This is a genomic window from Mycobacterium sp. (assembly GCF_032159765.1).
Taxonomy (GTDB): domain Bacteria; phylum Actinomycetota; class Actinomycetes; order Mycobacteriales; family Mycobacteriaceae; genus Mycobacterium.
In genome coordinates, this window is record NZ_JAVHWM010000200.1 from 18,075 (window position 1) to 41,443 (window position 23,369).

Genomic DNA, 23,369 nt, shown 5'->3' on the forward strand with positions numbered 1-23,369 from the left:
GATGGGGCTGCGGTCAGGGCCGGGAGGCACGCGCACAATGCTCTCATGACAAAGACGAACGAGAAATGACTGAGGCCAACGCGAGCGCCTCTGCCGCGACCACGGCGACCCGGATGGGCGTGATGCTGCTCGGCATAGGCACGCTCCATTTCGTCGCTCCTAAGCCGTTCGACGGCATCGTTCCCACCGAATTGCCGGGGACCCCACGCTTCTACACCTACGCGTCGGGAGTCGCGGAGCTTGCGACCGCCGCGCTGTTGCTGGCGCCGCCCACGCGTCGGTTCGGCGGCCTGGCCGCTGTGCTGCTGTTCGTCGGTGTGTTCCCCGGCAACGTCAACCACGTGCGCCTGTGGTGGCACAAGGGGTGGCCCGCGCGGATCGCCACGCTTGCACGGCTGCCGCTGCAAATCCCGATGATCACTCAGGCGCTCAAGGTCTGGCGGTCCTGAGCCGATTCCAGCAGCTCGGCCAATTCTGTTGCACCAGGCAGGGTTTCGGGTTCCAGCGTCCGGCCCGCCTGCACGTAGTGGAATGCTGCGCGCACGCTGGCTTCCTCGCAGCCGGTGAGCGCGGCCCACGCGAGCCGGTACACAGCAAGCTGGACCGCTGCCTCACGCAGCACCTCGGCTGACGAGGGCGGCGCCCCGGTCTTCCAGTCCACCACTGTCACCCCACCGTCGGCGTCGGCGAACACGGCGTCGATCCTGCCGCGCACGACGGTGCCCCCCAGCGTCATCTCGAACGGCACCTCGACATCCAACGGTGTGCGCGACGCCCACGACGACGCGGTGAACGCCCGCTGTAGCGGTCCGAGGCGCTCAGCGTCGGCGAGCGCGGCATCCGCGGCGCCGGGCAGGTCGTCGAGGTCGAAGAGTCGCTCACTGCCGTAGAACCGCTGAACCCAGCCGTGGAAGGCGGTGCCCAGCAACGCGTTGGGGTCATGACGCGCAGGTAGCCGGCGGCTCAGCCGCTCTGCGGCCACAGCCGGGTCGCGGCCTAAATCCACCAGCGTGCTCACCGAAATCTCTTGCGGTAGAACGCTTCCCAGACCAGCTGCGTTCTGCGCACGTTCCGCCAGCAGCGCGTCGACGTCGGCGGCCCAACCTTCCGGGTCGTCGGCGCCGTCGAGCGGTTCTTCTCCGGCCGCCCGCACGAGCGCGGCCCCGTACTGCAATTCGGCGCGCCGCGAACCCAGCGGGTCGGCTGGCCAAACCGCCTCATTCACCTCGTCGCGCAACGGGTTCCGCTCGCCGGCCGCGGGTACCGGCGCCCACTGCTCGATCACGGTGACCGGATCACCGTCTGTGTCGATGATCTCCTTCAGTTCCGTGAGGAACTCCGACGGCCCGCTGGGCTTGGCCGCGGACGGCCCCCAGTGGTGCCCGGACAGCAGCAGGGTATCCTCAGCGCGCGTGATCGCCACGTACAGCAACCGCCGCTCCTCGTCGGTCCGCCGTTGGTCGAGTTGACGTCGATGCCGGTTGATGGTGTCGGACAACTGCTTTCGATCTGTCACCGCCGAGGTGTCCAATACCGGCACCCCGTGTCGGCCGCCCTGGCTGCGGTCACCTCTCAGTAGCGGAGGCAGATCGGCGGCGTCGGTGAGCCAGGTGCGCGCGGACGCGGTGGACGGGAAGATGCGGGAGGTGAGATGCGGTACCGCGACCACCTGCCACTCGAGGCCCTTGGCCGCGTGCACGGTCATCACCTGCACCCTGTCCTTCGACACGCTGAGATCAGCTGGTGGTAAACCGTTCTCGACGGTCATCGCCGCGTCGAGGTAGGCCAACAGACCGGTGACCGACGCGCTGGGCCCCTCGGTGTAAGCCGCGACGGCGTCGGCGAATGCGTCGAGGTGCTCGCTGCCCGTCCAGCCGTCTGCCACCGGCCTACTCGCCCTGACCTCCACGTCGACGCCGAGCACCCGCCGCACCTCTGCGACCAGGTCGGGAAGCGGATGAGTGAGCTTGCCGCGCAACGCCGTAAGCTCGCGGCCGAGCAGGATGATGCGCCGATAGCCCTCGGCCGAGTAGCGCCCAGGCGCACCCGGATCGCATATCGCATCGGCAAGACAGGCCGAGTCGGCGTCAGGTGAAGCCTGCGCCGCGATCGTTTCCGGCGACGACGGCGCAATCGACTTATCGTCGAGTTCCGATGCGCGCCGCCACAGCGACGCGATGTCACGGCCGCCCAAGCGCCACCTCGGACCGGTGAGCACACGCATCGCGGCCGAGCCTGCGGTCGGGTCGGCCACCAGCCGCAACATGGCGACGACGTCGGCGACCTCGGTCACCTCGAGCAATCCGGCCAGCCCGACGACCTCAACCGGCACACCCAGCGCGGCGATTGCTTCGGCCATCGGGGCCGCGTCGGAGTTGCGCCGGACCAGTACGGCTGCGGTCGGCGGCTGTGCCCCAACACTTTTCGCTTCGTGATAGCGCACGACGAGATGCTGGGCCACCCACTGCCGTTCGTGGCGCACGTCGCCGACCAGAGCGCACCGGATGGCGCCGGCCGGCGCACCTGGCCGTGCCCGCAGCGTGCGCACCGCCACCGACCGGCGGCGCGCCTGCGCGGACACCGCGTTCGCCAGATGCAGAGCCTGCGGCGGATTTCGCCAGCTGGTACGCAGCTCGAGGGTGGGCGCGGGACTTCCGTCGGCGAGGCAGAAATCGGTGGCGAAACGCGGCAGATTGGTGGCCGACGCGCCTCGCCAGCCGTAGATGGACTGAATCGGGTCGCCGACGGCGGTCAGGGCCAGCGTGTCGTCGACTCCGCCGCCGAACAGCGCCGAGAGCGCGATGCGCTGCGCGTGCCCGGTGTCCTGGTACTCGTCGAGCAGCACGACGCGGTAGCGGGCTCTGAGCTGCTCGCCGACCTCGGGATGGGTGACGGCCAGCCGAGCCGCCTGCGCCATCTGCTGACCGAAATCCATCACGTTGTCTTCGCGCATCCGCGCGTGCAGCGCGTCGACGAGCGGCACCAGCTGGGTGCGTTCGTGCTGCACCGCGAGCAGTCGGCGCAGCCACTGGCTGGGCCCGCGCTCGCGCTGGTAGGGGCCCGCGGGCAGCGTGGTCACCAGCCGTTCGAGCTCGACGTGGGTATCGCGAAGCTGCGCGGTGTCGACGAGGTGCTCGGCCAATGCCGAGGACAGCCGCAGCACCATCGACGCCACCGTGGCAGGGTTCTTGTCGGTGTCGAGGTCGCCCGGGTAATCGCAGACGACCCGAAAGGCCAACTGCCACAGCTCAGTTTCGCTGAGCAGCCGGGTGTTGGGTTCCATCGGCAGGAGCAGTCCGTGGTCGCGCAGCAGCGCCCCCGCGAACGCGTGGTAGGTGCTCACGGTGGCCGGCTCCGCGTCTGCAGGGGCGTCCCCCTCCCCTGCGCCCGCGAGCCGTGCGAGCCGTGACCGCACCCGTCGCATGAGCTGCCCGGCGGCCTTGCGGGTGAACGTCAGGCCGAGCACCTGGCCCGGCTCGGCGTAGCCGTTGGCGACCAGCCACACCACCCTCGCCGCCATCGTCTCGGTCTTTCCTGCGCCGGCCCCCGCGATCACCACCATCGGTCCAGGCGGCGCCGCGATCACCGCGGCCTGTTCGTCGGTGGGCACAGGCAGTCCGAGAGCCTCGGCCAGTCGGGCCGGGCTGTGGTGCGGAGCGACGCTTGCGGAGCGACCATTGCACGGAGCGACGCTTGCGGAGCGACCATTGCACGGAGCGACGCTTGCGGAGCCACCATCGCACGGCGTCATCGGCGCGCCCCGAGTGCCGGGCAGCTGGACCGCACCGGGCAGTGGGTGCAGCCGCTGTTGACGCGGGCCAGGAATTCGGGCCCCTCCGTAGCGGCCGCGGCTTCGTGGACCACGCGCTGCCACTCGCCGGCCGAATCAGGGGTCAGCGCGTCCTGCTCACGTTCGGCGATGCCCGGCTTGCCCAGATAGACCAGCCGGCCGCCACCGGGTTCACCGCCGCTTGCGGGCGCCAGGCCCGCCGCGATCGCGAGCTGATACATCGCGAGCTGTGCGTGGCGCTGCGCGTCGTCCTTGGTGACTGCGGTCCGGCCGGTCTTGAGGTCGACGACGACCAGCCTCCCCTCGGCGTCGCGTTCCAGTCGGTCGATGCGGCCTTTGACCCTCACATTAGGCAGCTCCTGCTGTGGGCTGGGCAGCACACCGTCGACGTCGGCCTCGGTGGCGACCTCGGTCAGCTGGTGGCGGGTCTGCGCGCGCCATCCGAAGAACGCCGACAGCATCGCCTGATGGCGCACAAGCTCGTTGCGGGAATGCCACTGTGCCTCGAAAGGCAGAGCAGCCCAGATCTTTTCAAGCACATCGAGCTGCTGGGCCTCGGTGGTGCCTGGTGCAGCGATCAGGGCGTGCACCAGCGAACCCAACGTGGAACGCAGTTGATGGCCGTCGGTGCCACCGTGCCGCTCGAGCAGCCAGCGCAGTGGGCAGTCGGCCAGCGTTTGCAGCGCCGAAGGCGACAAGGTGACTGGCGCGCCGTTCGACAGCGGCTGGTCGGTGCTGACGGGCGCCATGCCGTACCACCCGGCAGGGTCGGCACCAGGCACACCCGCGGCGGCTAGGCGAGCCAATTGTGTTGCGGCGCATTGCCTTTGATGTTCGCCGACCGCACCGTCGGGCGCGCACACCACCGCTCGCAGCCGGCCGACCAGCGCAGCTGGCGTCAAAGTCCGCGCGGCGGGCTCCGGGTCGCCGGTGTGATCTGCCCACTGCGCCAGCTCGTCGACGAATGCCGAAGGCACGGCCGCGTCGTCCGCGATGCTGTCCACGGCGGTCACCAGTACGCGGCGCCTGGCCCGACCGAGGGCCGCCACCAGCAGGCGCCGCTCCTCGGCCAGCACAGGCGCCAGGCGCGACACCGGCGTATCGACACCGTCAAGGACGTCGACGAGCTCTTGGGCGCGAAGCACACCGCCACGGGCAATAGTGTTGGGCCACACACCTTCCTGAATGCCGGCGACGACGACGAAGTCCCACTCGCGGCCGACCGCCGCGTGCGGAGTGAGAATCGCCACGACCTCGGGTTCGACCAGCGGCTCGCGTTCCGGCGGATGAAGTGTCAGTCCGCTGACGTGGTCGACCAGTCCGCGCACGGTGGCACCCGGAGTGCGTGCGGCGTAGTCCTCGGCGATGTCGAAGAGCGTGGTGACCGCATCCAGGTCGCGGTCGGCTTGCGCGCCCGCGCCGCCGCCGCGCGCCCGGGCACGCATCCAACGCTGCTGCAAACCGGACCGACTCCACGCCTGCCACAGGGCCGAACGAGGATCGTCTCCCGCGACCCCGGCAACGGCGTCCAGTACGGCCCGCACCCGATGCAGCGCCGCCGCGTGGGGGCCGGCAAGTGCGGGTTGGGCGACTGCGTCTCCGGTGAGCGCGTCGACGAGAAGAGAGCCGAAGTCCGCCGACCCGGCGTCACAGCGTCGAAGGCTTCGGCGCAGGCCTCGTAGCGACACGGGGTCGACTCGCCCGATCGGGCCGGTGACAAGTGCCACCGCCTGCGCGACGGTGAGGCCGCCCGAGCCGGATGCCAACGCGGTCAGCAGCGTGCGCACCGCGGGATGGCGGATGGGCGGCGCGGCGGGCGCGGCGGTGCGCACGGGGACGCCGGCGGCCGACAGTGCCCGTGGCAGCACCGCCGCCGCAGGGGGAGTCGATCGCACGATCACAGCCATCTGCGACCACGGCACCCCGTCGATCAGGTGCGCGCGCCGCAGTGCGTCGGCGATCAGCGCCGCCTCGGCGTGCTCCGAGGACGCGAGCCGGACCATGAACGAACCCGGCACGTCGCCTGTGCCCTCGATTGCGCGGCCGTGGTTGGCGCCTGGCAACCGGGCCGCGACGCCGGTGACGGCCCTCGCGATGGCCGGTGCGCAGCGATGCGACTTCGTCAGCGCCACAACGTGATCGCCGTCTGCGGTCAACAGGCCCGGATGCGCACCGCGGAAGCCGAACACGGTCTGGTTGGGGTCGCCGGCCACCACCGACACCGCCGCACCTCCCGCGATCGCCGTGACGAGCTGGGCGGCCTGCAGGTCGAGGTGTTGTGCGTCGTCGACCAGGAGGACGCGCAGACGCTCACGCTCCGCTGCGAGAAGTTCCGGATCGGCGGCGAACGCGTCGAGCGCCGCGCCGATCAGTTCGGCAGCGCCGAGTGCAGGAACGGTGGCCTGCGGCGCCGCCCGCCCCGCTGCGGCACGCAGCATCATCACCTGCTCGTACTGCTGGGCGAATTTGCCCGCCGCCACCCATTCACTGCGGCCGTGCAGGCGGCCGATCCGCTGCAGTGCCGGCCCGTCGATGCCCCGTTCTGCGCAGCGCGCCAACAGGTCCCGCAGCTGGGTGGCGAATCCCGTTGTGGCCAGCGCCGGCCGCAGCGGTTCCGGCCAGCTGACCGCGGCGCGCTCGCCGTCTTCGAGGTCACCGGCGAGCAGCTCGCGGATGATGCCGTCCTGCTCGGTGCCGGTCACCAGGCGCGGGGGCGGGTCGCCGGCGCGCTGGGCGGCCAGCCTCAGCACGGCGAACGCGTACGAGTGCACCGTACGGACGAGCGGCTCGCGGATGACGGGACTCGCGCCGTGCGATGTCAGCTCTTTCGCGAGCGCACGGCGTGTGCGGACGGCGGCCCGCGACGTCGGGCACAGCAGCAGAACGGATTCCGGGTGGACGCCTGCGGCGATCCGGACGGCGGCGGCGCCGACAAGCAGGCTGGTCTTCCCCGTGCCCGGACCGCCGAGCACGCGGACCCAGCCGGGCGTCGATGAGCCGCTTGCGCGAAGAGAAAAAGGCGTCGATGAGCCGCTTGCGCGAAGAGAGAAGGGCGTCGCGGGGTCAGCGATCTGTTCCGGTGAGGCCATGTGGGCATGACACCACGAGCGTCCGACAGAATTGGATTCATGACCGCCGAGCTGAATGTTTACCGGTATGGACCCGACGGGCCGATTCAGGTCCTCGCGGTGCACGGGCTCACCGGACACGGCAAGCGCTGGCAGACGCTGGCCACCCGGTATCTCCCCGACATCACGATCGCCGCGCCGGACCTCATCGGCCACGGCCGGTCGTCGTGGGATGCGCCGTGGACGATCGACGCGAACGTAGAAGCGTTGGTGGCGCTCGTCGACTCGGCCGGCGGCGGCGCGCCCGTCGTCGTGTTGGGGCATTCGTTCGGGGGTGCGGTCGCGTTGAATCTGGCCGCCGCACGGCCGGATCTGGTCAGTGCGTTGGTACTGCTCGATCCGGCGATCGGGCTTCGCGGCGACCGAATGCGCGAGATCGCCGACGAAATGCTGGTGTCGCCTGACTACACCGACCGCAGCGAGGCCCGCTCGGAGAAGGCGTCGGGTTCGTGGGCGGACGTGCCCGAGGACGAACTGGAGGCCGAACTCGACGAGCACCTCATCCCGCGGCCGGCCGGCGGGGTGGGCTGGCGGATAAGCCTGCCGGCGATGATCTCCTACTGGAGCGAGTTGGCGCGCCCGATTGTGCTGCCGCGCAACACAACACCGACAACGCTGCTGCGGGCCGTGAGGACCGATCCTCCGTACGTGCCCACCAGGCTGGTGGAGGGCTTGCGCACCACGCTCGGGCCGCACTTCATCCTGAAGGACCTGGAGTGCGACCACATGGTTCCATTGGCGAAGCCCGAGGAGACGGCCACCGCGGTGCGGGATCGGCTATGACCGCGGTCACTGACGAGGACGTAGAGCTGGTGCGTGCGCTGGTGATGACGATTCCGTCGGGCAAGGTTGCGACGTACGGTGACATCGCTTCAGCTGCAGGGCTTTCCAGTGCGCGCATCGTCGGGTGGATCATGCGGACCGACTCCGCGGATCTACCGTGGCACCGGGTGATCCGGTCCAGCGGGATACCCGCACAGCACCTGGCTGCACGACAACTCGAACTACTCCGGGCCGAAGGTGTGCTCTCGGTCAACGGGAGAATCCCGCTACGCGAGGTCCGCCACAAGTTCTGACTTCTGTTGCGCCGGCATGAGAAAATGGGACACCAGAAGGTCAACGACGGCGGGGTGCACGCCTATGGGAGCACTGACTGCGGTCGCGCCGCACGTGTGCAGCCGATCGTGAAAGAGTCCGGGCGCCAGCAGATAACTCGCGATGAAGATCCGGTGGCGTCCGGCGCCGCGAAGCGCCCTGACTACCTCGGGCACCCGAGGCGCGCCCGTCGCCACGAAGCCGACGTGGACCTCGCCCACGTACTCCGCCAATAGGGACGCGGCACAGAATAACTCACGTGCAGCCCGCGGATCCGACGATCCTGCTGCCGCCATCACGACGACATCGCCTCGCCGCCAGCCGACTTCACGCAGCCGGTCTCTCATCGCCACGGCAAGCGCCGCATCAGGACCGAGCGCGGCCGTCACGGAGACCGCGGGGTGCCCACTCTCGACGACACGTGCGGGCAGGTCGGTATTGACGTGATAGCCCGATGCGAGGAACGCGGGAACGACGACGGCCGGCTGGTCGGTCGCCGACAGCACTTCTGCCGGGTTGGGACCGAGGACGTCGACGAAGGCGGTCCGCACCAGACCGATGCGCGCCGAAACCGCTTCCGCGAGTTGGCCGATCGTGTGCAGGCCTCCGGCATGGCGGGTTCCGTGCGCGACGAGGATCAGCATGTCGCGGGGTCGATCGCCAACCGGTACCCGCGCTTGACGACGGTGTGAACCGCGCTAGGAGCTCCGAGCGCCGAACGCAGCCGCGCCACAGCAGTCTCGACCGCGTGGGTGTCGCCGCCGCCGCCGGGCAGCTGCAAGAGCAGCTCCTCCCGGGACACCACCCAGCCGGGATTGGCCATCAGCCGGCGCAGCAACGCCATTGCCGCCGGTGGCACATTCCGGACCTCGCCGTCCACCGCGACGCTGCCGCTTCGCACGCTGATGTGGTGGCCACCGGCCGTGAATTGGCTTGCCCGGAAAGGCACCTCGTCACTGATCAACCGGGCCAGTGCGCCGAGGCGGTATCGATCGGGATGCACGGCCGGGACGCCGAGTCGCCGCAGCGGCGCGGCGGTGACAGGGCCCACACAAATCGGCGCCACGTGTTCGCGCAGCGCGCCCACGAGCTCACCCACACAGCCAAGGGCCTTGGCCCGCTCCAACATCGACGCGACCGCGGGTGCGCTGGTGAAGCTCACCGCGTCGAGCTGTCCGTCGATGACCATCGAGATCAGCTGGTCCATCGGCCGGTTGTCCTCCGGGTGCTCCCAACGGTAGACCGGCACTCTGATCACTTGCGCGCCCGCCAGTGTCAGCGCATCGCAGATGTCGGCGTGTGGTTCCCACTCCGACGCCGCACCATGCAACTGCACCGCGATCCGCAGGCCCGCAGCGCCATTCGCGAGAAGCCGCTCGAGCACTTCCGGTGATGCCTCCGACTCCGGGCTCCACTCCTCGCACAGCCCGGCCTGCCGGACTGCGCCGCGCGCCTTGGGTCCGCGCGCCAAGATCCGGGTCGACGCAAGCGCGGCGGTCAGTTCGTCTGCGACGTCCCAGCCGTGCGCGGCCTCGATCCAGCCGCGAAAGCCGATGCCCGTGGTCACCACGACGACATCGGGGGGCCGCTCGATCAGCAGCGTTGTGACACGGCGCAATTCGACATCGTCGACGAGCGGGATGATCCGAATCGCCGGTGCGTGCACCACCGCGGCGCCTCGACGCTCCAAGAGCGTGATCAGTTCCTCCGACCGTCGAGCAGCCGTTACTCCGATCGTGAAACCTGCCAGTGGTTCACCGACAGGTGATTTCAACGTATCCATCAGTCACCCGCACCTCGTATGTCCTCAGCGAGCGCGACTCATCATCGAGGCAGCGACCATCGAGAAGGGAGAACGCCTGCTTGCCCAGCGGCGAGGCCACCGTCGGCTCACCCTTGCGGTCGCCGGTGACGCCGCGCGAGATGACGGCCGCCCGGCTGAACGGGTCGATGTTGCCGACGGCGGCCAACGTCTGGTCGGGCAGCAGGAACAGCGCGACCTGCTCAGCGCCGGGCAGTAGCACCGCGACGCCGCGGCCGGGCAGCAACGCATCCAACGCACACGCCCTGGTCCACACCTTGGTACTGGCCTGGGGGCGCTCGATAAGCACTGTCATCTTCGCGTTCCTCCTTCTAGACCCATTGCAGTCACCTCATGTTTCGAAGTCATTACCCCGGCCTTTCCGCGGGGTCACCGATGCGCGGCGTGCCGAGCAACACAGGCACCTTCCGGGGGCCGCCGTCGTCGAACACCACGGTGGGATCGGGCTGGTCAGGGGCGTTGACGAACGACACGAACCGCGACAGCTTCGCCTCGTCGGCCAGCACGCCGGCCCATTCGTCGGAGTACCCGGCAACGTGGGCGTCCATCGCGGCATCGAGAACTGCTGCGATCCCCAGTGAGTCGTCGCACACGACCGCGCGGATATGGTCCAGGCCACCCTCGATGGTCTCCTGCCACACCGCTGTGCGCTGCAGCCGGTCCGCGGTGCGGATGTAGAACATCAGATAGCGGTCGATATAGCGAACCAGTGTCTCGGTGTCGAGGTCACCGGCGAGCAATTGCGCGTGTTTGGGTGTGGCGCCGCCGTTTCCGCCGACGTAGAGGTTCCAGCCCTTCTCGGTGGCGATCACCCCGACGTCCTTGCTGCGCGCCTCCGCGCACTCCCGCTGACAGCCCGACACGCCCATCTTGACCTTGTGCGGCGACCGCAGCCCGCGGTAGCGCAACTCGAGATCGACTGCCATTGCCACGGAGTCCTGCACGCCGTACCGGCACCACGTCGAGCCGACACAGCTCTTCACCGTGCGCAGCGCCTTGCCGTATGCGTGCCCGGACTCCATGCCGGCGTCGATGAGCCGCTTCCAGATTCGCGGCAGTTCTTCGACGCGTGCACCAAACAGGTCGATGCGCTGCCCGCCCGTGATCTTGGTGTACAGCCCGAAATCCCGCGCCACCTCACCGATCGCGATCAGCTTCTCGGGGGTGATCTCACCGCCCGGCAGCCGTGGCACCACCGAGTACGTGCCGTTGCGTTGCATGTTGGCCAAGAAATGGTCGTTCGTGTCCTGAAGCGAAGCGGATTCGCCGTCGAGGATGTGCTCCGACGAGGTCGACGCGAGGATCGACGCGACGGCCGGCTTGCAGATGTCACAACCGCTTCCAGTGCCGTGCTTGGCAATCAGGCCCGAAAAGGTTCGGATTCCGGTGGCCGCGACGATCTGGAAGAGTTCTACGCGCGACTGTGAGAAGTGTTCGCACAGCGCCTTGCTCTGCTCGACGCCCTGCGCCGCCAGAATCCGCTTGAGCATCGGAACGCAACTGCCGCAGGAGGTTCCGGCCGCCGTCACGCCTTTGATCGCCGGCACGTCGCAGGCGCCCTCTGAAATGGCGCAGACGATCGCGCCTTTCGTCACCGCGTTGCACGAACAGATCTGCACTTCGTCGGGCAGCGCGCCTACGCCGATCTCCGCCGCGGCAGGCGCGATCAACGATGCGGGATCGGCGGGCAGTCGCTGCCCGACGAGCGGGCGCAGTGTGCCGTAGGAGCTTGCGTCGCCGATGAGGATGCCGCCCAGCAGCGTCGAAGCGTCGTCGGTAACAACAAGTTTGGCGTAGGTGCCTTTCGTCGGGTCGTTGAGGACGACCTCGAGCGCACCGTCGGCCGCAGCGTGCGCATCCCCGAAACTGGCGACGTCGACGCCGAGGAGTTTGAGCTTGGTCGACAAGTCCGCACCGGGGAATTCGGCTGTCCCGCCGAGCAACCTGTCCGCCACCACCTCGGAGGTGGCATAGCCCGGCGCGACGAGCCCGTAGCAGCACCCCTCGATCGCCGCCACTTCGCCGATCGCGTAGACGGCCGGATCGCTGGTGCGGCAGGCCATGTCGGTGACAACACCGCCACGTTCCCCGATGTCCAGACCGCAGGCGCGGGCCAACTCGTCGCGTGGCCGTACACCTGCCGAGAACACCAGCACCGCGGCGTCGATGGTCTGTCCGTCGGACAGCGTGGCCCGCAGTCCGTCGCCATGCTCCCGAATCGCTGTGGTCGACACACCCGTGTGCACGTGCAGGCCCATCTGCGTGACGATGCCTGCAAGCACGGCACCGCCGCCGTCGTCGACCTGGATCGGCATCAACCTCGGTGCCAGCTCCACAACGTGCGGCGTCAATCCCATCAGCCGCAACGCATTCGCCGCCTCCAAGCCCAGCAGCCCACCGCCGACGACGATGCCTGCCGCACCCGGTCCCGCCGCCTGCGCCGCGGCGCGGATCGCGTCAAGGTCGTCGAGTGTGCGGTACACGAAGCAGCGCTTCAGATCCTTGCCCGGGATCGGCGGCACGAACGGGTACGAACCCGTCGCGAGCACGAGCGCGTCGTAACCGAGGGTCGCGCCGGAAGATGTGGTGACCGTGCGCGCATCCCGGTCGATCGCGCTGGCCCGTTCCCCGATCCGGAGCGTCACAAGATCGTCACCGGCGTAGTCATTTCCGGCCATCGCCAAGGCACTGCGGTCCCAGCCGTCGACGTATGACGACAACGCGACGCGGTCGTAGGCCGGATCCGACTCCTCGCACAGCACCGTCACTCGCCACTGCCGGTCGCGGTCACGGTCGCGCAGCGCCTCGACGAACCTGTGCCCGACCATGCCATGGCCGACAACGACTACGTTGCTCCTCGCGTCCGCAGTCACGACGGCCTTCGGCGCACTCATGCCTGCGCGGCCGCCTCCACCGGTGCCGGCGTCTCGGTCGCGGGCGCCTTCGTGGGCCTGCGCACATACGCGAACCACGTGATCACCGCACACAACACGTAGAAGGCGAGGAACACCCAGAACGCCATCGTGGCCGACTTCGCCGCCGATGAGTACGACGCCCGCAGCACCACGTTGATGCCCACGCCGCCGAGAGCGCCGATGGCACCTGCGATTCCGATCAACGCGCCGGACATCCGCCGCGACCAGTCAGTCTTCTCGGCTCGGCCGAGGTTGTCCATGCTTTGAGCCTTCGCGTCGAAGATCGACGGAATCATCTTGTACACAGAGCCGTTCCCGATGCCCGACAAGATGAACAGCAGGATGAAGCCGATCACGTAGGAGGTCATGATGGCGCCTGATGGTGCGCCGGGCGTCGCGTCGTCGAGACGCCCGGCGACCACCAACAACCCTGCGGCGGCAATCATTGCGGCAAACGTGTACAACGTGATCTTGCCGCCTCCGATGCGGTCGGAGAGCCAACCGCCGGGCGGGCGGGAGATCGAGCCCAAAAGCGGCCCGACGAAGGCGATCTGAGCGGCGTGCAGCGACGCCGCGGCGGTCATCGCGGGGGTCACCGCACCGCCATGCGACAAGCCGGCCAGGAAGTTGATCTGCAGCACCTGGCCGAATGCGAACGAGAACCCGATGAACGACCCGAAGGTACCGATGTAGAGCAGCGCGATCAGCCACGAATCGCGGTAGGCCATCACGTCGATCATCGAGCGGCCGTTGGTGCGCTGGTTGGTGAGGTTGTCCATGAACAACGCCGCACCGATTCCCGCGAACGCCAGCAGCACCAGATACACCGCGCACACCCAGTGCGGAGACCGGTTGCCGGCGACAGCGATCACCAGCAGGCCGACGATCTGGATCATCGCCACCCCGATGTTCCCGCCGCCGGCGTTCAGTCCCAGCGCCCACCCCTTGAGTCGCTGCGGGTAGAACGCGTTGATGTTGGTCATCGACGACGCGAAGTTGCCGCCGCCGAAACCGGCAAACGCGGCCACGATCATGAACGTGGTGTACGACGTGCCGGGGTGCGCCATGAAATACAGCGTCAGCACGGTCGGAACAGCAAGCACGAACGCCGAGAACACCGTCCAGTTGCGGCCGCCGAACGTGGCCGTCGCGAAGGTGTAGGGCAGCCGCAGAACCGCCCCGACCAGCGTCGGCATCGCGACGAGGAAGAACTTGCCCGCCGCGTCGATGTGATACACGTTCTGCGGCATGAACAGAACCATGACCGACCAAATCGACCAGACCGAGAAGCCGACGTGCTCGGCGAAGATCGACCAGATCAGGTTGCGCCGGGCGATTTTGGCACCGCCGTTGTTCCAGGCGTCGACGTCCTCGGCGTCCCAGTCGTCGATGGTGTGATTGCGCGTGAGCAGAGGCATGCGGCCACGGTAGGAAAGCCTTGTTGCGGCAAGACTGCACGCGATGACCGGCTTGCTACAACCTGCTCACACCGCAGCCCATGACGGCGGTGAGCTAGATGGTCAGGCGCACGAGCGCCGCCGTGCGGGCCAGGCCAGGAAACGCCGCGGCCGTGGACCGCGGGTGCAATGCGTGGACAGCGAGACGAAAGATCAACGCGCGCAACAGCATCTGCGGCCATTCGGGCAGCGACGCCCACCGCTCGATGAGCCCGTCGTCGGCATCGCCCCACGATAATGCATCGACGACCACCACGCCGGCCGCCCACGCAGCCGGCCGCCAGTACGGGGTGATGTCGGTGATCCCAGGGGCGGCGGTACCCGTGAAAAGCACTGTGCCGTAAAGGTCGCCGTGCACCAGCTGACTGGCACTCTTGACTGGTCGGCGCAGCCCCGCCAGCTGTTGGATCAGCTCGAGTGACTTGCGTGCGTCAGACGAGCCGGGCGCCACCTTCGCCCCCGACGGCCAGCCATGAAGCGGGCGCTCCTCCCACGCCGCGCGATCGGCGGCAACGAAGACATCGACGTCACCCCACGGCGCGACCGGTGGTTGTGTGAGGAAACGCGGCCGCTCGAGTTTGGCCGTCGCTTCGTGCAACCGCACGCCTGCCGACACCACCTCGTCGTGGCGCGGCTCCGGGGTACCGGACACGTAAGTGTCAGCGCGCCAGCTTGATACGACATATCGGCCGTCGGTGGAGCGAACCGGGCGAGCGAGCCTCACACCGTCCACGAACAACGTCTCGCGTACCTTCGCCGACCACGCCGCGCGCGCATGATCGGCGATCATCGACAGCACGACCTCGCCGCAGCGCCATCCGCCTTCCCAACCGCCACCCAACTCTTTCGGGCGAATTCCCGCCAATCCGAAGGCCGCCAACACATGTTCCGGCGGACGGTCGACGGTCATCTCGCCAGGTTACCTGGGCAAAGGCGCACCTCCGGCGCCCTGACGCAACGTGTCGGATGTCGTTACGGCCCCTATGCCGTCAGTACATCACCATGTCGGGTTCGAGCTGACGCGCCCATGCAACGATGCCGCCCTGGAGGTGCTTCGCCTCAGAGAAGCCGGCTTTCTTCACGGCGGCCAATGCCTCGGCGGAACGGACCCCGGTTTTGCAGTACAGCACCGGGATTCGATCATGAGGCAGCTTTGACAGCCCCTCTCCGGACTCGAGTGTCGACTTCGGCACGAGCTGAGCGCCGGTGATGCGGTTGATGTCCCACTCGACCGGCTCGCGGACGTCGATCAGTGCCACTTTGTCCCCGTCGAGCAACGCGCGCAGCTCACTCGGAGTCACCGTGGAACCCGCGGTGGCTTGCGCCGCATCCTCGGACACGACACCGCAGAAATCGTCGTAGTCGATCAGCTCCGTGATCTTCGGCGTTTCGGGATCCTTGCGAATCTTGATGGTGCGGTAGCTCATCTCGAGCGCGTCGTACACCATCAGCCGGCCCAGCAGCGGCTCGCCGATGCCGGTGATCAGCTTGAGGGCCTCGGTGCCCATCACCGATGCGATCGACGCGCACAGGATGCCCAGCACTCCGCCCTCCGCACATGACGGCACCATCCCCGGCGGCGGAGGCTCCGGGTACAGGTCGCGATAGTTCAACCCGCGCCCATCGGGCGCGTCCTCCCAGAACACCGACACCTGGCCCTCGAAGCGGTAGATGGACCCCCACACGTACGGCTTGCCCGCCAGCACCGCGGCGTCGTTGACCAGGTAGCGGGTGGCGAAGTTGTCGGTCCCGTCCAGGATCAGGTCGTAGTGCTCGAAGATCTCCACCGCGTTTTCCGGCTCGAGCCGCAGCTCGTGCAGCTGCACGTTGACGAACGGATTGATCTCGCGAATCGAGTCGCGCGCGCTCTCGGCCTTCGACCTGCCGATATCCGACTGACCGTGAATGATCTGACGCTGCAGGTTCGACTCGTCGACCTCGTCGAACTCGACGATCCCGATCGTGCCCACACCCGCAGCGGCCAGGTACAGCAGCGCAGGCGATCCCAGCCCACCCGCGCCGATCACCAGCACCTTCGCATTCTTCAGGCGCTTCTGCCCGTCGACACCCAGGTCGGGGATGATCAGATGCCGGCTATAACGCGCGACCTCTTCACGGGTCAGTTCGGCTGCTGGCTCTACCAGCGGCGGCAACGATGTCGACACCCGTATCTCCTCGATCAGCGGTTCACACCCTCACAATATGCAAGTCCAACAACGACGAATCGCGCTGTGGACTTCCCGGGGCCCGTCAAGCGATCGACCCCGAGGCCTTGCCGATCGCTCACGCGATCGACTCCGTGGGACTTTGCCGATCGCTCACGCGATCGACTCCGTGGGACTTTGCCGATCGCTCACGCGATCGGATACGGCCACGGATTGGGCTTGCACACCAGGCCGTCCGGTTTGACCGTGTCGGGGTCGAACTTGGCCTCGTCGTTGTTGCTGGTCGTGAACGTCTGCTGCATCATCACCGGCGCCAGTGCGCCGTTCTCCAGACACGGCTCGTGCTGCCGGTAGCCGATGGCGTGCCCGATCTCGTGATTGGTCAGGTACTGCCGGTACGACCCGATGTCGCCCTGAAACGGCACCGCGCCGCGGACCCAGCGCGCCTCGTTGATGAACACGCGCGGCTCCGTCTGCGGCCCAAAGGCCGGGTTGTAGCAGGACGCCTCCAGCGGGATCTCGTAGCCGCAGCCCTCGCGAACCGTCATCGGTGACGTCAGCGACACCCGGAAGTTCGGGGTGCCCTGGAAGGTCGCATCGACGCGCTGGAAGGCGAACCGCGCGTCATGCGTCCAGCTCTTCTTGTTGTCGAGCGTCTGGCTGACCATCCGCGCGAAGCTTTCGTCTCCGCCGTACGGCGCGGTGTCGACGCCGTCCTCCACCTCAACGGTGTAGGTGAACACGTTATTGGCCTGACCGACCTTCGGTTCCGTTCCGGGCACGATGTGCCACGCCTTGGCCCCCGCCTCGGTGAACGGGCCGCCTTCGGGCAGCACGCCCGTCGGCAGATTCGCGTCGAACTGGGTGAGCCCCTTGGGCGGGGCGCCGATGATCTCCGTACCGATCACCGTCGTGGGCGCACCCTGGGCCGGCCCCTCGACCTTCCCCTCGCTGGCCGACTGCACGTCCGGGCGCGAGCCACTGACCTCCTGGTACAACACGACGGCCGTGATGACGACGAGTACCGGCAACGCGTACGCGCGCCAGCCGTAGGTCGCGACGAACCTGCCCAGCCGCGTGCGCTTGCGCCAGCGCTGCCGCCCCTCCCGGTTGGCCCGGGGACGACCGAAGTCTCCGCCGACCGGGTCGCGCTGGGCGCGCAGCGGCTCGCGCCATTCGCTGCGCAGCACCGGCACACGACTTCCGTCGCCGCGATGCCCCGGCTCGTAGGTCACCGACCCAGAATGTCACAGTTGTTACAGGTCTCACTTCCCGGCGCACCGCGGGGCCCGGTAGTAGTGTCGTCCTTTCGAACGTAGTCAAGTTGAGGATTGTGGATGAGCGATCTCGCCAACACCGCCGAGAGGCGCGGCAACGGATTCGCCGACGGCGACGACGAGCCTGCCGCCCCCTCAGGTGGCAATCGGCGCGGCAATCGGCTCCCCCGTGGCGAGCGGCGCGGCCAGCTACTCGCCTCCGCCAGTGAGGTTTTCGTCGACCGCGGCTATCACGCGGCCGGCATGGACGAGATCGCAGACCGCGCCGGAGTCAGCAAACCCGTTCTCTATCAGCATTTCTCTAGCAAACTTGAGCTGTATCTCGCCGTCCTGGCACGCCACGTCGACAATCTCGTTTCGGGGGTCCGTCAGGCACTTCGGACAACCACCGACAACCGGCAGCGGCTGCGCGCCGCCGTCCAGGCGTTCTTTGACTTCATCGAGCACGACAGCCAGGGCTACCGGATGATCTTCGAGAACGATTACGTCTCCGAGCCCCAGGTCGCCGCCCAGGTCAAGGTCGCGACAGACGCGTGCACCGACGCCGTCTTCGACCTGATCAGCCGCGACTCCGGTCTGGAGGCGCATCGTGCGCGGATGATCGCAGTCGGGCTCGTTGGCATCAGCGTGGACTGCGCCCGCTATTGGCTGGACGCCGAGCGGCCGATCTCCAAGGACGACGCCGTCGAGGGCACCGTGCAGTTTGCGTGGGGCGGCCTTTCGCACGTGCCGCTCACGCGGTCCTAGCCGTACTGCCTGGTCTTCGCGCAAGCGCTCATCCGTGCTGTCTGGTCTTCGCGCAAGCGCTCATCCGTACTGTCTGGTCTTCGCGCAAGCGCTCATCCGCCGCCGAACCCCACCCGTCGCATGTCCGCCACGCCGATCTCCACATACGCGATTTTGGCGGTCTGCACCAACAACCTGCGGCCACGCTCGTCGGTCAGCTCGAGCACCGGCGCGCCCTTCTCAAGTGCCGCGCGGACTTTCTCTTCGACCACTTCGGGTAACTCCGCGCTATTGACAACCAACTCGCGCGAGCTCTCCGCGATGCCGATCTTGACCTCCACGCTGGTGCACCCTTTCGTCGTACTTCTCCGGAGAGCAGGCTAGTGGACTATCCCATCTGGTCTTTGCGCAAGCGCTCATCCGCTTCAGGCGAGGCCGAGTTCGGCCATCCGCTCGACGTGGGTGCGCTGCAGCCGATCAAAGAAGTCGGTAATTCTGCCCAGGCCGCCGGTGCCCGACAGCACCAGGTCCGTCAGCTCGTCGTGCTCGGCCATCACGTACTGGGCCTGCGTGATCGCCTCACCGAGCAGGCGCCGCGCCCACAGCGTGAGCCGGTTGCGCTGCTTGCCGCTGGACGCGACGGCGGCGCGCACCTCGGCGACCACGAACTGCGAATGGCCCGTCTCGGCGAGCACGCCGCGCACCACGTCGGCGACCTCGTCGGCCAAAACGTCGGCGATCTCGCGGTAGAAGTCGGCGGCCAGGGCGTCCCCGATGTAGGTCTTGACAAGGGCCTCGAGCCAGGTGCTCGGCGTGGTGAGCCGGTGATAGTTCTCGAGCGCCGAGACGTACTTGGCCATCGCCTGCTCGACGTCGATTCCCCTCATCGACAATGCGTCGCGCAGCATCTCGTAGTGGCCCATCTCGGCGGCCGCCATGCTCGCCATCGCGATCCGTCCGCGCAGGCTGGGCGCCATCCGCGCTTCGTCGGTCAGCCGATAGAACGCCGCCACCTCGCCGTAGGCCAGCAGAGCGAAGAGCTTGTTGACGCCCGGATGGTCAGCACCGATGAGCGGTCCTGCGGGCTCGGCAAGCTGTTCAGCGGTGGATGAGCCGCTTGCGCGAAGACCAGACGAAGTGGATGAGCCGCTTGCGCGAAGACCAGACGAAGCGGATGAGCCGCTTGCGCGAAGACCAAACGAAGCAGCCGAGGGCTGCGTGGAACTCATGTCCCCACCCTAGCCCGGTATGATGGTCGTCAGGCGGCGGCGACGTTTCTTCGACAAACCCCTGCCTGGCAATGTGCGTGCACGCAGTTGGCCGGCCTCCCGATGAGTGCAAGGCCTGCGAATCGGCATCCCTGTGGTGCCGGCCCGACGTGATCCTTTCGAACTCGTGCGCGCGAAGCAGAGAACAACGCGAGATCCCACACGGGAGAAACGCCGCGAGAGAGAAAAGGCACGAAAGGCCATATGACAGCCCTCAATCCAACCTTCGCCAAGCTCGGCGTCCGGGACGAAATCGTCCGTGCACTAGCCGAGAACGGCATCGAACATCCCTTCGCCATCCAAGAACTGACCCTGCCGCTGGCGCTTGCCGGCGACGACCTGATCGGCCAAGCCAGAACCGGCATGGGCAAGACCCTTGCCTTCGGTGCGCCGTTGCTGCACCGCATTACCACCGACGAGGACCGCGAACTGTCGGGAGTCCCTCGCGCGCTGATCGTCGTTCCCACCCGCGAGCTCTGTCTGCAGGTCTACGGCGACCTGTCCCATGCAGCCAAGTACCTGACGGCCGGTGATCGCCCTCTGAGCGTGGTCCCGATTTACGGCGGCCGCCCCTACGAGCCGCAGATCGAGGCACTGCAGGCCGGTGCCGACGTGGTCGTGGGCACCCCAGGGCGTCTACTCGACCTGGCCCAACAGGGTCACCTGCAACTGGGCAGCCTGTCGGTGCTCGTGCTCGACGAGGCCGACGAGATGCTGGACCTCGGGTTCCTGCCCGACATCGAGCGCATCCTCAACCAGATCCCCGCCAAGCGTCAGGCCATGCTCTTCTCGGCGACGATGCCGGATCCGATCATCACGCTGGCCCGCACATTCATGACGCGGCCGACCCACATCCGTGCCGAAGCGCCGCACTCGTCTGCTGTGCACGCCACCACCGAGCAGTTCGTCTACCGCGCGCACGCCCTCGACAAGGTCGAGCTGGTCAGCCGGGTGCTGCAGGCCCGGGGGCGGGGCGCGACGATGGTCTTCACCCGCACCAAGCGGACCGCGCAGAAGGTCGCCGACGACCTGGCCGAGCGGGGCTTCAAGGTCGGCGCCGTGCACGGCGACCTCGGCCAGATCGCACGCGAGAAGGCGCTGAAGGCGTTCCGCGGCGGCGAGATCGACGTCCTCGTGGCCACCGACGTGGCGGCTCGCGGGATCGACATCGACGACATCACCCACGTCATCAACTACCAGTGCCCCGACGACGATCAGGCCTACGTGCACCGCATCGGTCGCACCGGCCGGGCGGGAAAGACGGGCATCGCCGTGACGCTGGTCGACTGGGACGAGCTTCCTCGCTGGACGTTGATTAACACAGCGCTGAATCTAGACTGCCCGAGCCCCGCCGAGACGTACTCGAGCTCACCGCATCTGTACGCCGAGCTCGACATCCCGACCGACGTTACTGGTCAGATCGGCCCCGCGCGCAAGGCCGCCAGGCGTGCGCCCGACCGCGGTGACACCAACGGCGCGAAACCTGCCCGCCGCAGCCGCCCGCGTCAACGCACCCGCGGCGGCAATGCGGCCACTGGCCACGTCGACGCGCAGCCCGACCAGGGCCAGCCGGAATCGGAGCCCGCCACGGCGGACGCTGCCCGTCCAGCGCGGCGGCGCAGGCGCCGTCGTCCCGGCCAGGCCACGACAGCTGCTGCTCTTCGCGCAAGCGGCTCATCGACAACCAGCTAGCATCCTCCGGTGGTCAAGCCCGAACGCCGCACCAAAGGCGACGTCCTGGCCGCTGCGGCGATCGTCGCGGTCGTCGCGGTTTTCATCGCGCTGATCTGGTGGCAGAGCGACGCACGCGCGACCACGAGCCATCCCGCCGCGGGCCCTCCACCCAAGATCAACGCCGCGAGGGCGGTGCCCACAAAGCTGCAGCAGCTGTGGTCGGCGCCGAGCTCGCGCACCGCCGAGCCGGTGATCGTCTCCGACGTCGTGGTGACCGGGGACGGGCGCGAGGTCATCGGGCGCGATCCCAGATCGGGAGCGCAGCGTTGGAGTTTCGCGCGTGACCGCGATCTGTGCGGGGTGACGTGGGTGTACGACCTGGCCGTCGCGGTGTACCCGGACCCGCGCGGCTGCGGTCAGGTGAGCACGGTGGTCGCCGCGGCCGGCACCCGCGGGCCCACCCGCACCGCGTTCGCCGACAAGCGGATCACTCTGTCGACCGACGGCACCACTGTGTTGGCCGCCGGCCCGACACGCCTCGAAATGTGGCGGACCGACATGGTGCGCACATTGGCCTACGGCGACATCGACGCCCCGCTCAACCCGCCGGTGCCCCCGCGACCGCCGTGCCAGTTCCTCTCGACGGCCGCCAGCTCGTCTGCTGCGGCTGTGCTTGAGACCTGCAGCTCGTTTCCCGATTCCAGGCTCACCCTGCTCAAGGTGTCGAAGGAAGATGTCGAACCCGAGGTCAAGTATGTGCAACAGCCGGGTGTAACCGCGGCATCGGGTGCCAAGGTGCTCGCGGTCTCGGACCTGCGCACAGCGGTCTATCTCCCGACCCCGCAACCGCGCGTCGTGGTGTACGACGAGACAGGACAACAGGTTTCGGAAACACCCGTTGCCGCGCCGACAGTGCCCGACGTCCGGGTTTCGCACACAGGCAACCTGATCACCGTATGGACTGGTGACCGGGTCGATGTTCTCGACGGCACCACGCTCGCGATGCGATACACGATCGCCGCGGCAGCCCAAGCGCCGCTGGGCCCCGGCGACACGATGGCCGGGCGGCTGTTGATTCCCGTCACCGGCGGCATCGGGGTATACGAGCCGGCCACCGGCGCCTTCGAGCGCCTGATTCCGGTCGAGCGCCCGACCACGGCAGGACCGATCACCCCGGACGTCATCGGCACCACAGTCATCGAGCAGCGCGGCGGCACCATCGTCGCGCTTGGGGACGCCCCTTAGATCTCGGGGCTGAAGCTGGCAAGCGGCTTGCCGGACTTCCAGTGCTTGAGCAGGTTCGCGGCCAGGTCGCGGTAGGCCACCGAGCCCTTGTTCTTGCGGCCGGCGAGCACCGATGCTCCCGACGCGCTGGCCTCGGCGAAGCGAACCGTGCGCGGTATCGGCGGCCCGAGCACCGCCAGTTCGTACCGGTCGGCCACATCGAGCAGCACGTCGCGGCTGTGTGTGGTCCGCGAGTCGTAGAGCGTGGGCAGCGCGCCCAACAACGTCAGGCTGGGGTTGGTGATCTGCTGAACGTCGTTGACTGTGCGCAGGAACTGCCCGACGCCGCGGTGTGCGAGCGTTTCACACTGCAGCGGCACAATCACGTCGTCGGCCGCGGTCAGACCGTTCAAGGTGAGCACACCCAACGACGGCGGGCAGTCGATGATCACGACGTCAAACTCGTCTCGAACTTTTGCCAGCGCCCTTCGCAGCGCGTATTCGCGCCCGGCGCGCATCAGCAACATCGCCTCGGCTCCGGCCAGGTCGATGTTCGCGGGCATCAGCGTCATGCCCTCGTCGGTGTCCACAAGCGCCGAGGCGGGCTCCACGTCCCCGAGCAGCACGTCATGCACAGACATCGGCAGCTTGTCGGGATCGTGGCCGAGCGAGAACGTCAGGCATCCCTGCGGGTCGAGATCGACGAGCAAGACGCGCTTGCCCTTCTCCACCATCGCCGCCCCCAACGACGCGACCGTCGTCGTCTTGGCGACCCCGCCTTTCTGATTAGCCACCACCAGCACTCGGGTCACGTGGCTATCCAAACAC

The 23,369-nt window shown here is 68.0% G+C and carries 19 protein-coding genes; 6 read left to right on the forward strand and 13 right to left on the reverse strand.

From position 1 onward, the window contains the following. The first annotated feature begins 65 nt into the window (after positions 1–65). Positions 66–449 (forward strand): DoxX-related protein, encoded by a 384-nt coding sequence (locus QOH60_RS25470; RefSeq protein WP_526424661.1) that lies wholly within the window; start codon positions 66–68, stop codon positions 447–449. Here QOH60_RS25470 and QOH60_RS25475 read toward each other — a convergent pair. Next, entirely contained in the window at positions 422–3,802 is a 3,381-nt protein-coding gene (locus QOH60_RS25475; protein ID WP_526424716.1) for an ATP-dependent helicase, read from the reverse strand. The genes QOH60_RS25470 and QOH60_RS25475 overlap by 28 nt on opposite strands. After that, positions 3,748–6,879, reverse strand: a complete 3,132-nt coding sequence (locus QOH60_RS25480; protein WP_526424662.1) for an ATP-dependent helicase — start codon at positions 6,877–6,879, stop codon at positions 3,748–3,750. Before QOH60_RS25480 ends, QOH60_RS25475 begins: the two co-directional genes overlap by 55 nt. A gap of 39 nt (positions 6,880–6,918) precedes the next feature. On the opposite strand from QOH60_RS25480, the gene QOH60_RS25485 reads away from it, so the two are divergent. Together QOH60_RS25485 and QOH60_RS25490 are read left to right on the forward strand one after the other, a co-directional pair. Then, entirely contained in the window at positions 6,919–7,701 is a 783-nt protein-coding gene (locus tag QOH60_RS25485) for an alpha/beta fold hydrolase (RefSeq protein WP_526424663.1), read from the forward strand. Beyond that, entirely contained in the window at positions 7,698–7,994 is a 297-nt protein-coding gene (locus QOH60_RS25490) for an MGMT family protein (RefSeq protein WP_526424664.1), read from the forward strand. The genes QOH60_RS25485 and QOH60_RS25490 overlap by 4 nt, the downstream gene beginning before the upstream one ends. Here QOH60_RS25490 and QOH60_RS25495 read toward each other — a convergent pair. The 8 genes from QOH60_RS25495 to QOH60_RS25530 all read right to left on the reverse strand — a co-directional run bounded on the left by QOH60_RS25495 (position 7,968) and on the right by QOH60_RS25530 (position 17,607). Further along, positions 7,968–8,657 carry a sirohydrochlorin chelatase gene (locus tag QOH60_RS25495; protein WP_526424665.1) on the reverse strand — a complete coding sequence of 230 codons (690 nt, stop codon included), beginning with the start codon at positions 8,655–8,657 and terminating at the stop codon, positions 7,968–7,970. The genes QOH60_RS25490 and QOH60_RS25495 overlap by 27 nt on opposite strands. After that, entirely contained in the window at positions 8,651–9,796 is a 1,146-nt protein-coding gene (locus tag QOH60_RS25500) for a uroporphyrinogen-III synthase (protein WP_526424666.1), read from the reverse strand. The genes QOH60_RS25495 and QOH60_RS25500 overlap by 7 nt, the downstream gene beginning before the upstream one ends. After that, positions 9,768–10,130, reverse strand: a complete 363-nt coding sequence (gene nirD, locus QOH60_RS25505; RefSeq protein WP_526424667.1) for a nitrite reductase small subunit NirD — start codon at positions 10,128–10,130, stop codon at positions 9,768–9,770. Before nirD ends, QOH60_RS25500 begins: the two co-directional genes overlap by 29 nt. A 52-nt stretch (positions 10,131–10,182) precedes the next feature. Next, positions 10,183–12,729, reverse strand: a complete 2,547-nt coding sequence (gene nirB, locus QOH60_RS25510; protein ID WP_526424668.1) for a nitrite reductase large subunit NirB — start codon at positions 12,727–12,729, stop codon at positions 10,183–10,185. After that, positions 12,726–14,168, reverse strand: a complete 1,443-nt coding sequence (locus tag QOH60_RS25515) for a nitrate/nitrite transporter (protein ID WP_526424669.1) — start codon at positions 14,166–14,168, stop codon at positions 12,726–12,728. Before QOH60_RS25515 ends, nirB begins: the two co-directional genes overlap by 4 nt. 94 nt (positions 14,169–14,262) lie before the next feature. Next, positions 14,263–15,117 carry a TIGR02569 family protein gene (locus QOH60_RS25520; RefSeq protein WP_526424670.1) on the reverse strand — a complete coding sequence of 285 codons (855 nt, stop codon included), beginning with the start codon at positions 15,115–15,117 and terminating at the stop codon, positions 14,263–14,265. A gap of 79 nt (positions 15,118–15,196) precedes the next feature. Further along, on the reverse strand, positions 15,197–16,372 hold the full coding sequence (moeZ, locus tag QOH60_RS25525; protein WP_526424671.1) for an adenylyltransferase/sulfurtransferase MoeZ: 1,176 nt from the start codon (positions 16,370–16,372) through the stop codon (positions 15,197–15,199). 188 nt (positions 16,373–16,560) lie between these two features. After that, complete coding sequence (locus QOH60_RS25530; RefSeq protein ID WP_526424672.1) at positions 16,561–17,607, reverse strand: DUF3152 domain-containing protein; 1,047 nt, start codon at positions 17,605–17,607, stop codon at positions 16,561–16,563. 102 nt (positions 17,608–17,709) lie between these two features. Between QOH60_RS25530 and fasR the strand changes: the two genes are divergently transcribed. After that, positions 17,710–18,396, forward strand: coding sequence for an HTH-type transcriptional activator FasR (gene fasR / locus QOH60_RS25535; protein ID WP_526424673.1), 687 nt, complete (start codon positions 17,710–17,712; stop codon positions 18,394–18,396). A gap of 92 nt (positions 18,397–18,488) precedes the next feature. Here fasR and QOH60_RS25540 read toward each other — a convergent pair whose 3' ends face one another. Continuing rightward, positions 18,489–18,716: a DUF3107 family protein gene (locus QOH60_RS25540; RefSeq protein WP_526424674.1), complete on the reverse strand. Its 228-nt coding sequence runs from the start codon at positions 18,714–18,716 to the stop codon at positions 18,489–18,491. Between the two features lie 84 nt (positions 18,717–18,800). Continuing rightward, the gene (locus QOH60_RS25545) at positions 18,801–19,445 is read right to left on the reverse strand and encodes a ferritin-like fold-containing protein (protein ID WP_526424717.1); all 645 of its coding nucleotides are present in this window, start codon (positions 19,443–19,445) and stop codon (positions 18,801–18,803) included. Positions 19,446–19,847: 402 nt separating this feature from the next. On the opposite strand from QOH60_RS25545, the gene QOH60_RS25550 reads away from it, so the two are divergent. Both QOH60_RS25550 and QOH60_RS25555 read left to right on the forward strand, forming a co-directional pair. Continuing rightward, on the forward strand, positions 19,848–21,335 hold the full coding sequence (locus QOH60_RS25550; RefSeq protein ID WP_526424675.1) for a DEAD/DEAH box helicase: 1,488 nt from the start codon (positions 19,848–19,850) through the stop codon (positions 21,333–21,335). 9 nt (positions 21,336–21,344) lie between these two features. After that, positions 21,345–22,562 (forward strand): Rv3212 family protein, encoded by a 1,218-nt coding sequence (locus QOH60_RS25555; RefSeq protein ID WP_526424676.1) that lies wholly within the window; start codon positions 21,345–21,347, stop codon positions 22,560–22,562. Here QOH60_RS25555 and QOH60_RS25560 read toward each other — a convergent pair. Beyond that, positions 22,559–23,353, reverse strand: a complete 795-nt coding sequence (locus tag QOH60_RS25560) for a ParA family protein (protein ID WP_526424677.1) — start codon at positions 23,351–23,353, stop codon at positions 22,559–22,561. The two genes, QOH60_RS25555 and QOH60_RS25560, sit on opposite strands and share 4 nt — an antisense overlap. Positions 23,354–23,369: the final 16 nt, after the last annotated feature.

Coding starts and splice junctions, on each gene's coding strand:
- QOH60_RS25470 (WP_526424661.1), top strand. CDS start 66: ATGACTGAGGCCAACGCGAGCGCCTCTGCCGCGACCACGGCGACCCGG.
- QOH60_RS25480 (WP_526424662.1), bottom strand. CDS start 6,879: ATGGCCTCACCGGAACAGATCGCTGACCCCGCGACGCCCTTCTCTCTT.
- QOH60_RS25485 (WP_526424663.1), top strand. CDS start 6,919: ATGACCGCCGAGCTGAATGTTTACCGGTATGGACCCGACGGGCCGATT.
- QOH60_RS25490 (WP_526424664.1), top strand. CDS start 7,698: ATGACCGCGGTCACTGACGAGGACGTAGAGCTGGTGCGTGCGCTGGTG.
- QOH60_RS25495 (WP_526424665.1), bottom strand. CDS start 8,657: ATGCTGATCCTCGTCGCGCACGGAACCCGCCATGCCGGAGGCCTGCAC.
- QOH60_RS25500 (WP_526424666.1), bottom strand. CDS start 9,796: ATGGATACGTTGAAATCACCTGTCGGTGAACCACTGGCAGGTTTCACG.
- nirD (WP_526424667.1), bottom strand. CDS start 10,130: ATGACAGTGCTTATCGAGCGCCCCCAGGCCAGTACCAAGGTGTGGACC.
- nirB (WP_526424668.1), bottom strand. CDS start 12,729: ATGAGTGCGCCGAAGGCCGTCGTGACTGCGGACGCGAGGAGCAACGTA.
- QOH60_RS25515 (WP_526424669.1), bottom strand. CDS start 14,168: ATGCCTCTGCTCACGCGCAATCACACCATCGACGACTGGGACGCCGAG.
- QOH60_RS25520 (WP_526424670.1), bottom strand. CDS start 15,117: ATGACCGTCGACCGTCCGCCGGAACATGTGTTGGCGGCCTTCGGATTG.
- fasR (WP_526424673.1), top strand. CDS start 17,710: ATGAGCGATCTCGCCAACACCGCCGAGAGGCGCGGCAACGGATTCGCC.
- QOH60_RS25550 (WP_526424675.1), top strand. CDS start 19,848: ATGACAGCCCTCAATCCAACCTTCGCCAAGCTCGGCGTCCGGGACGAA.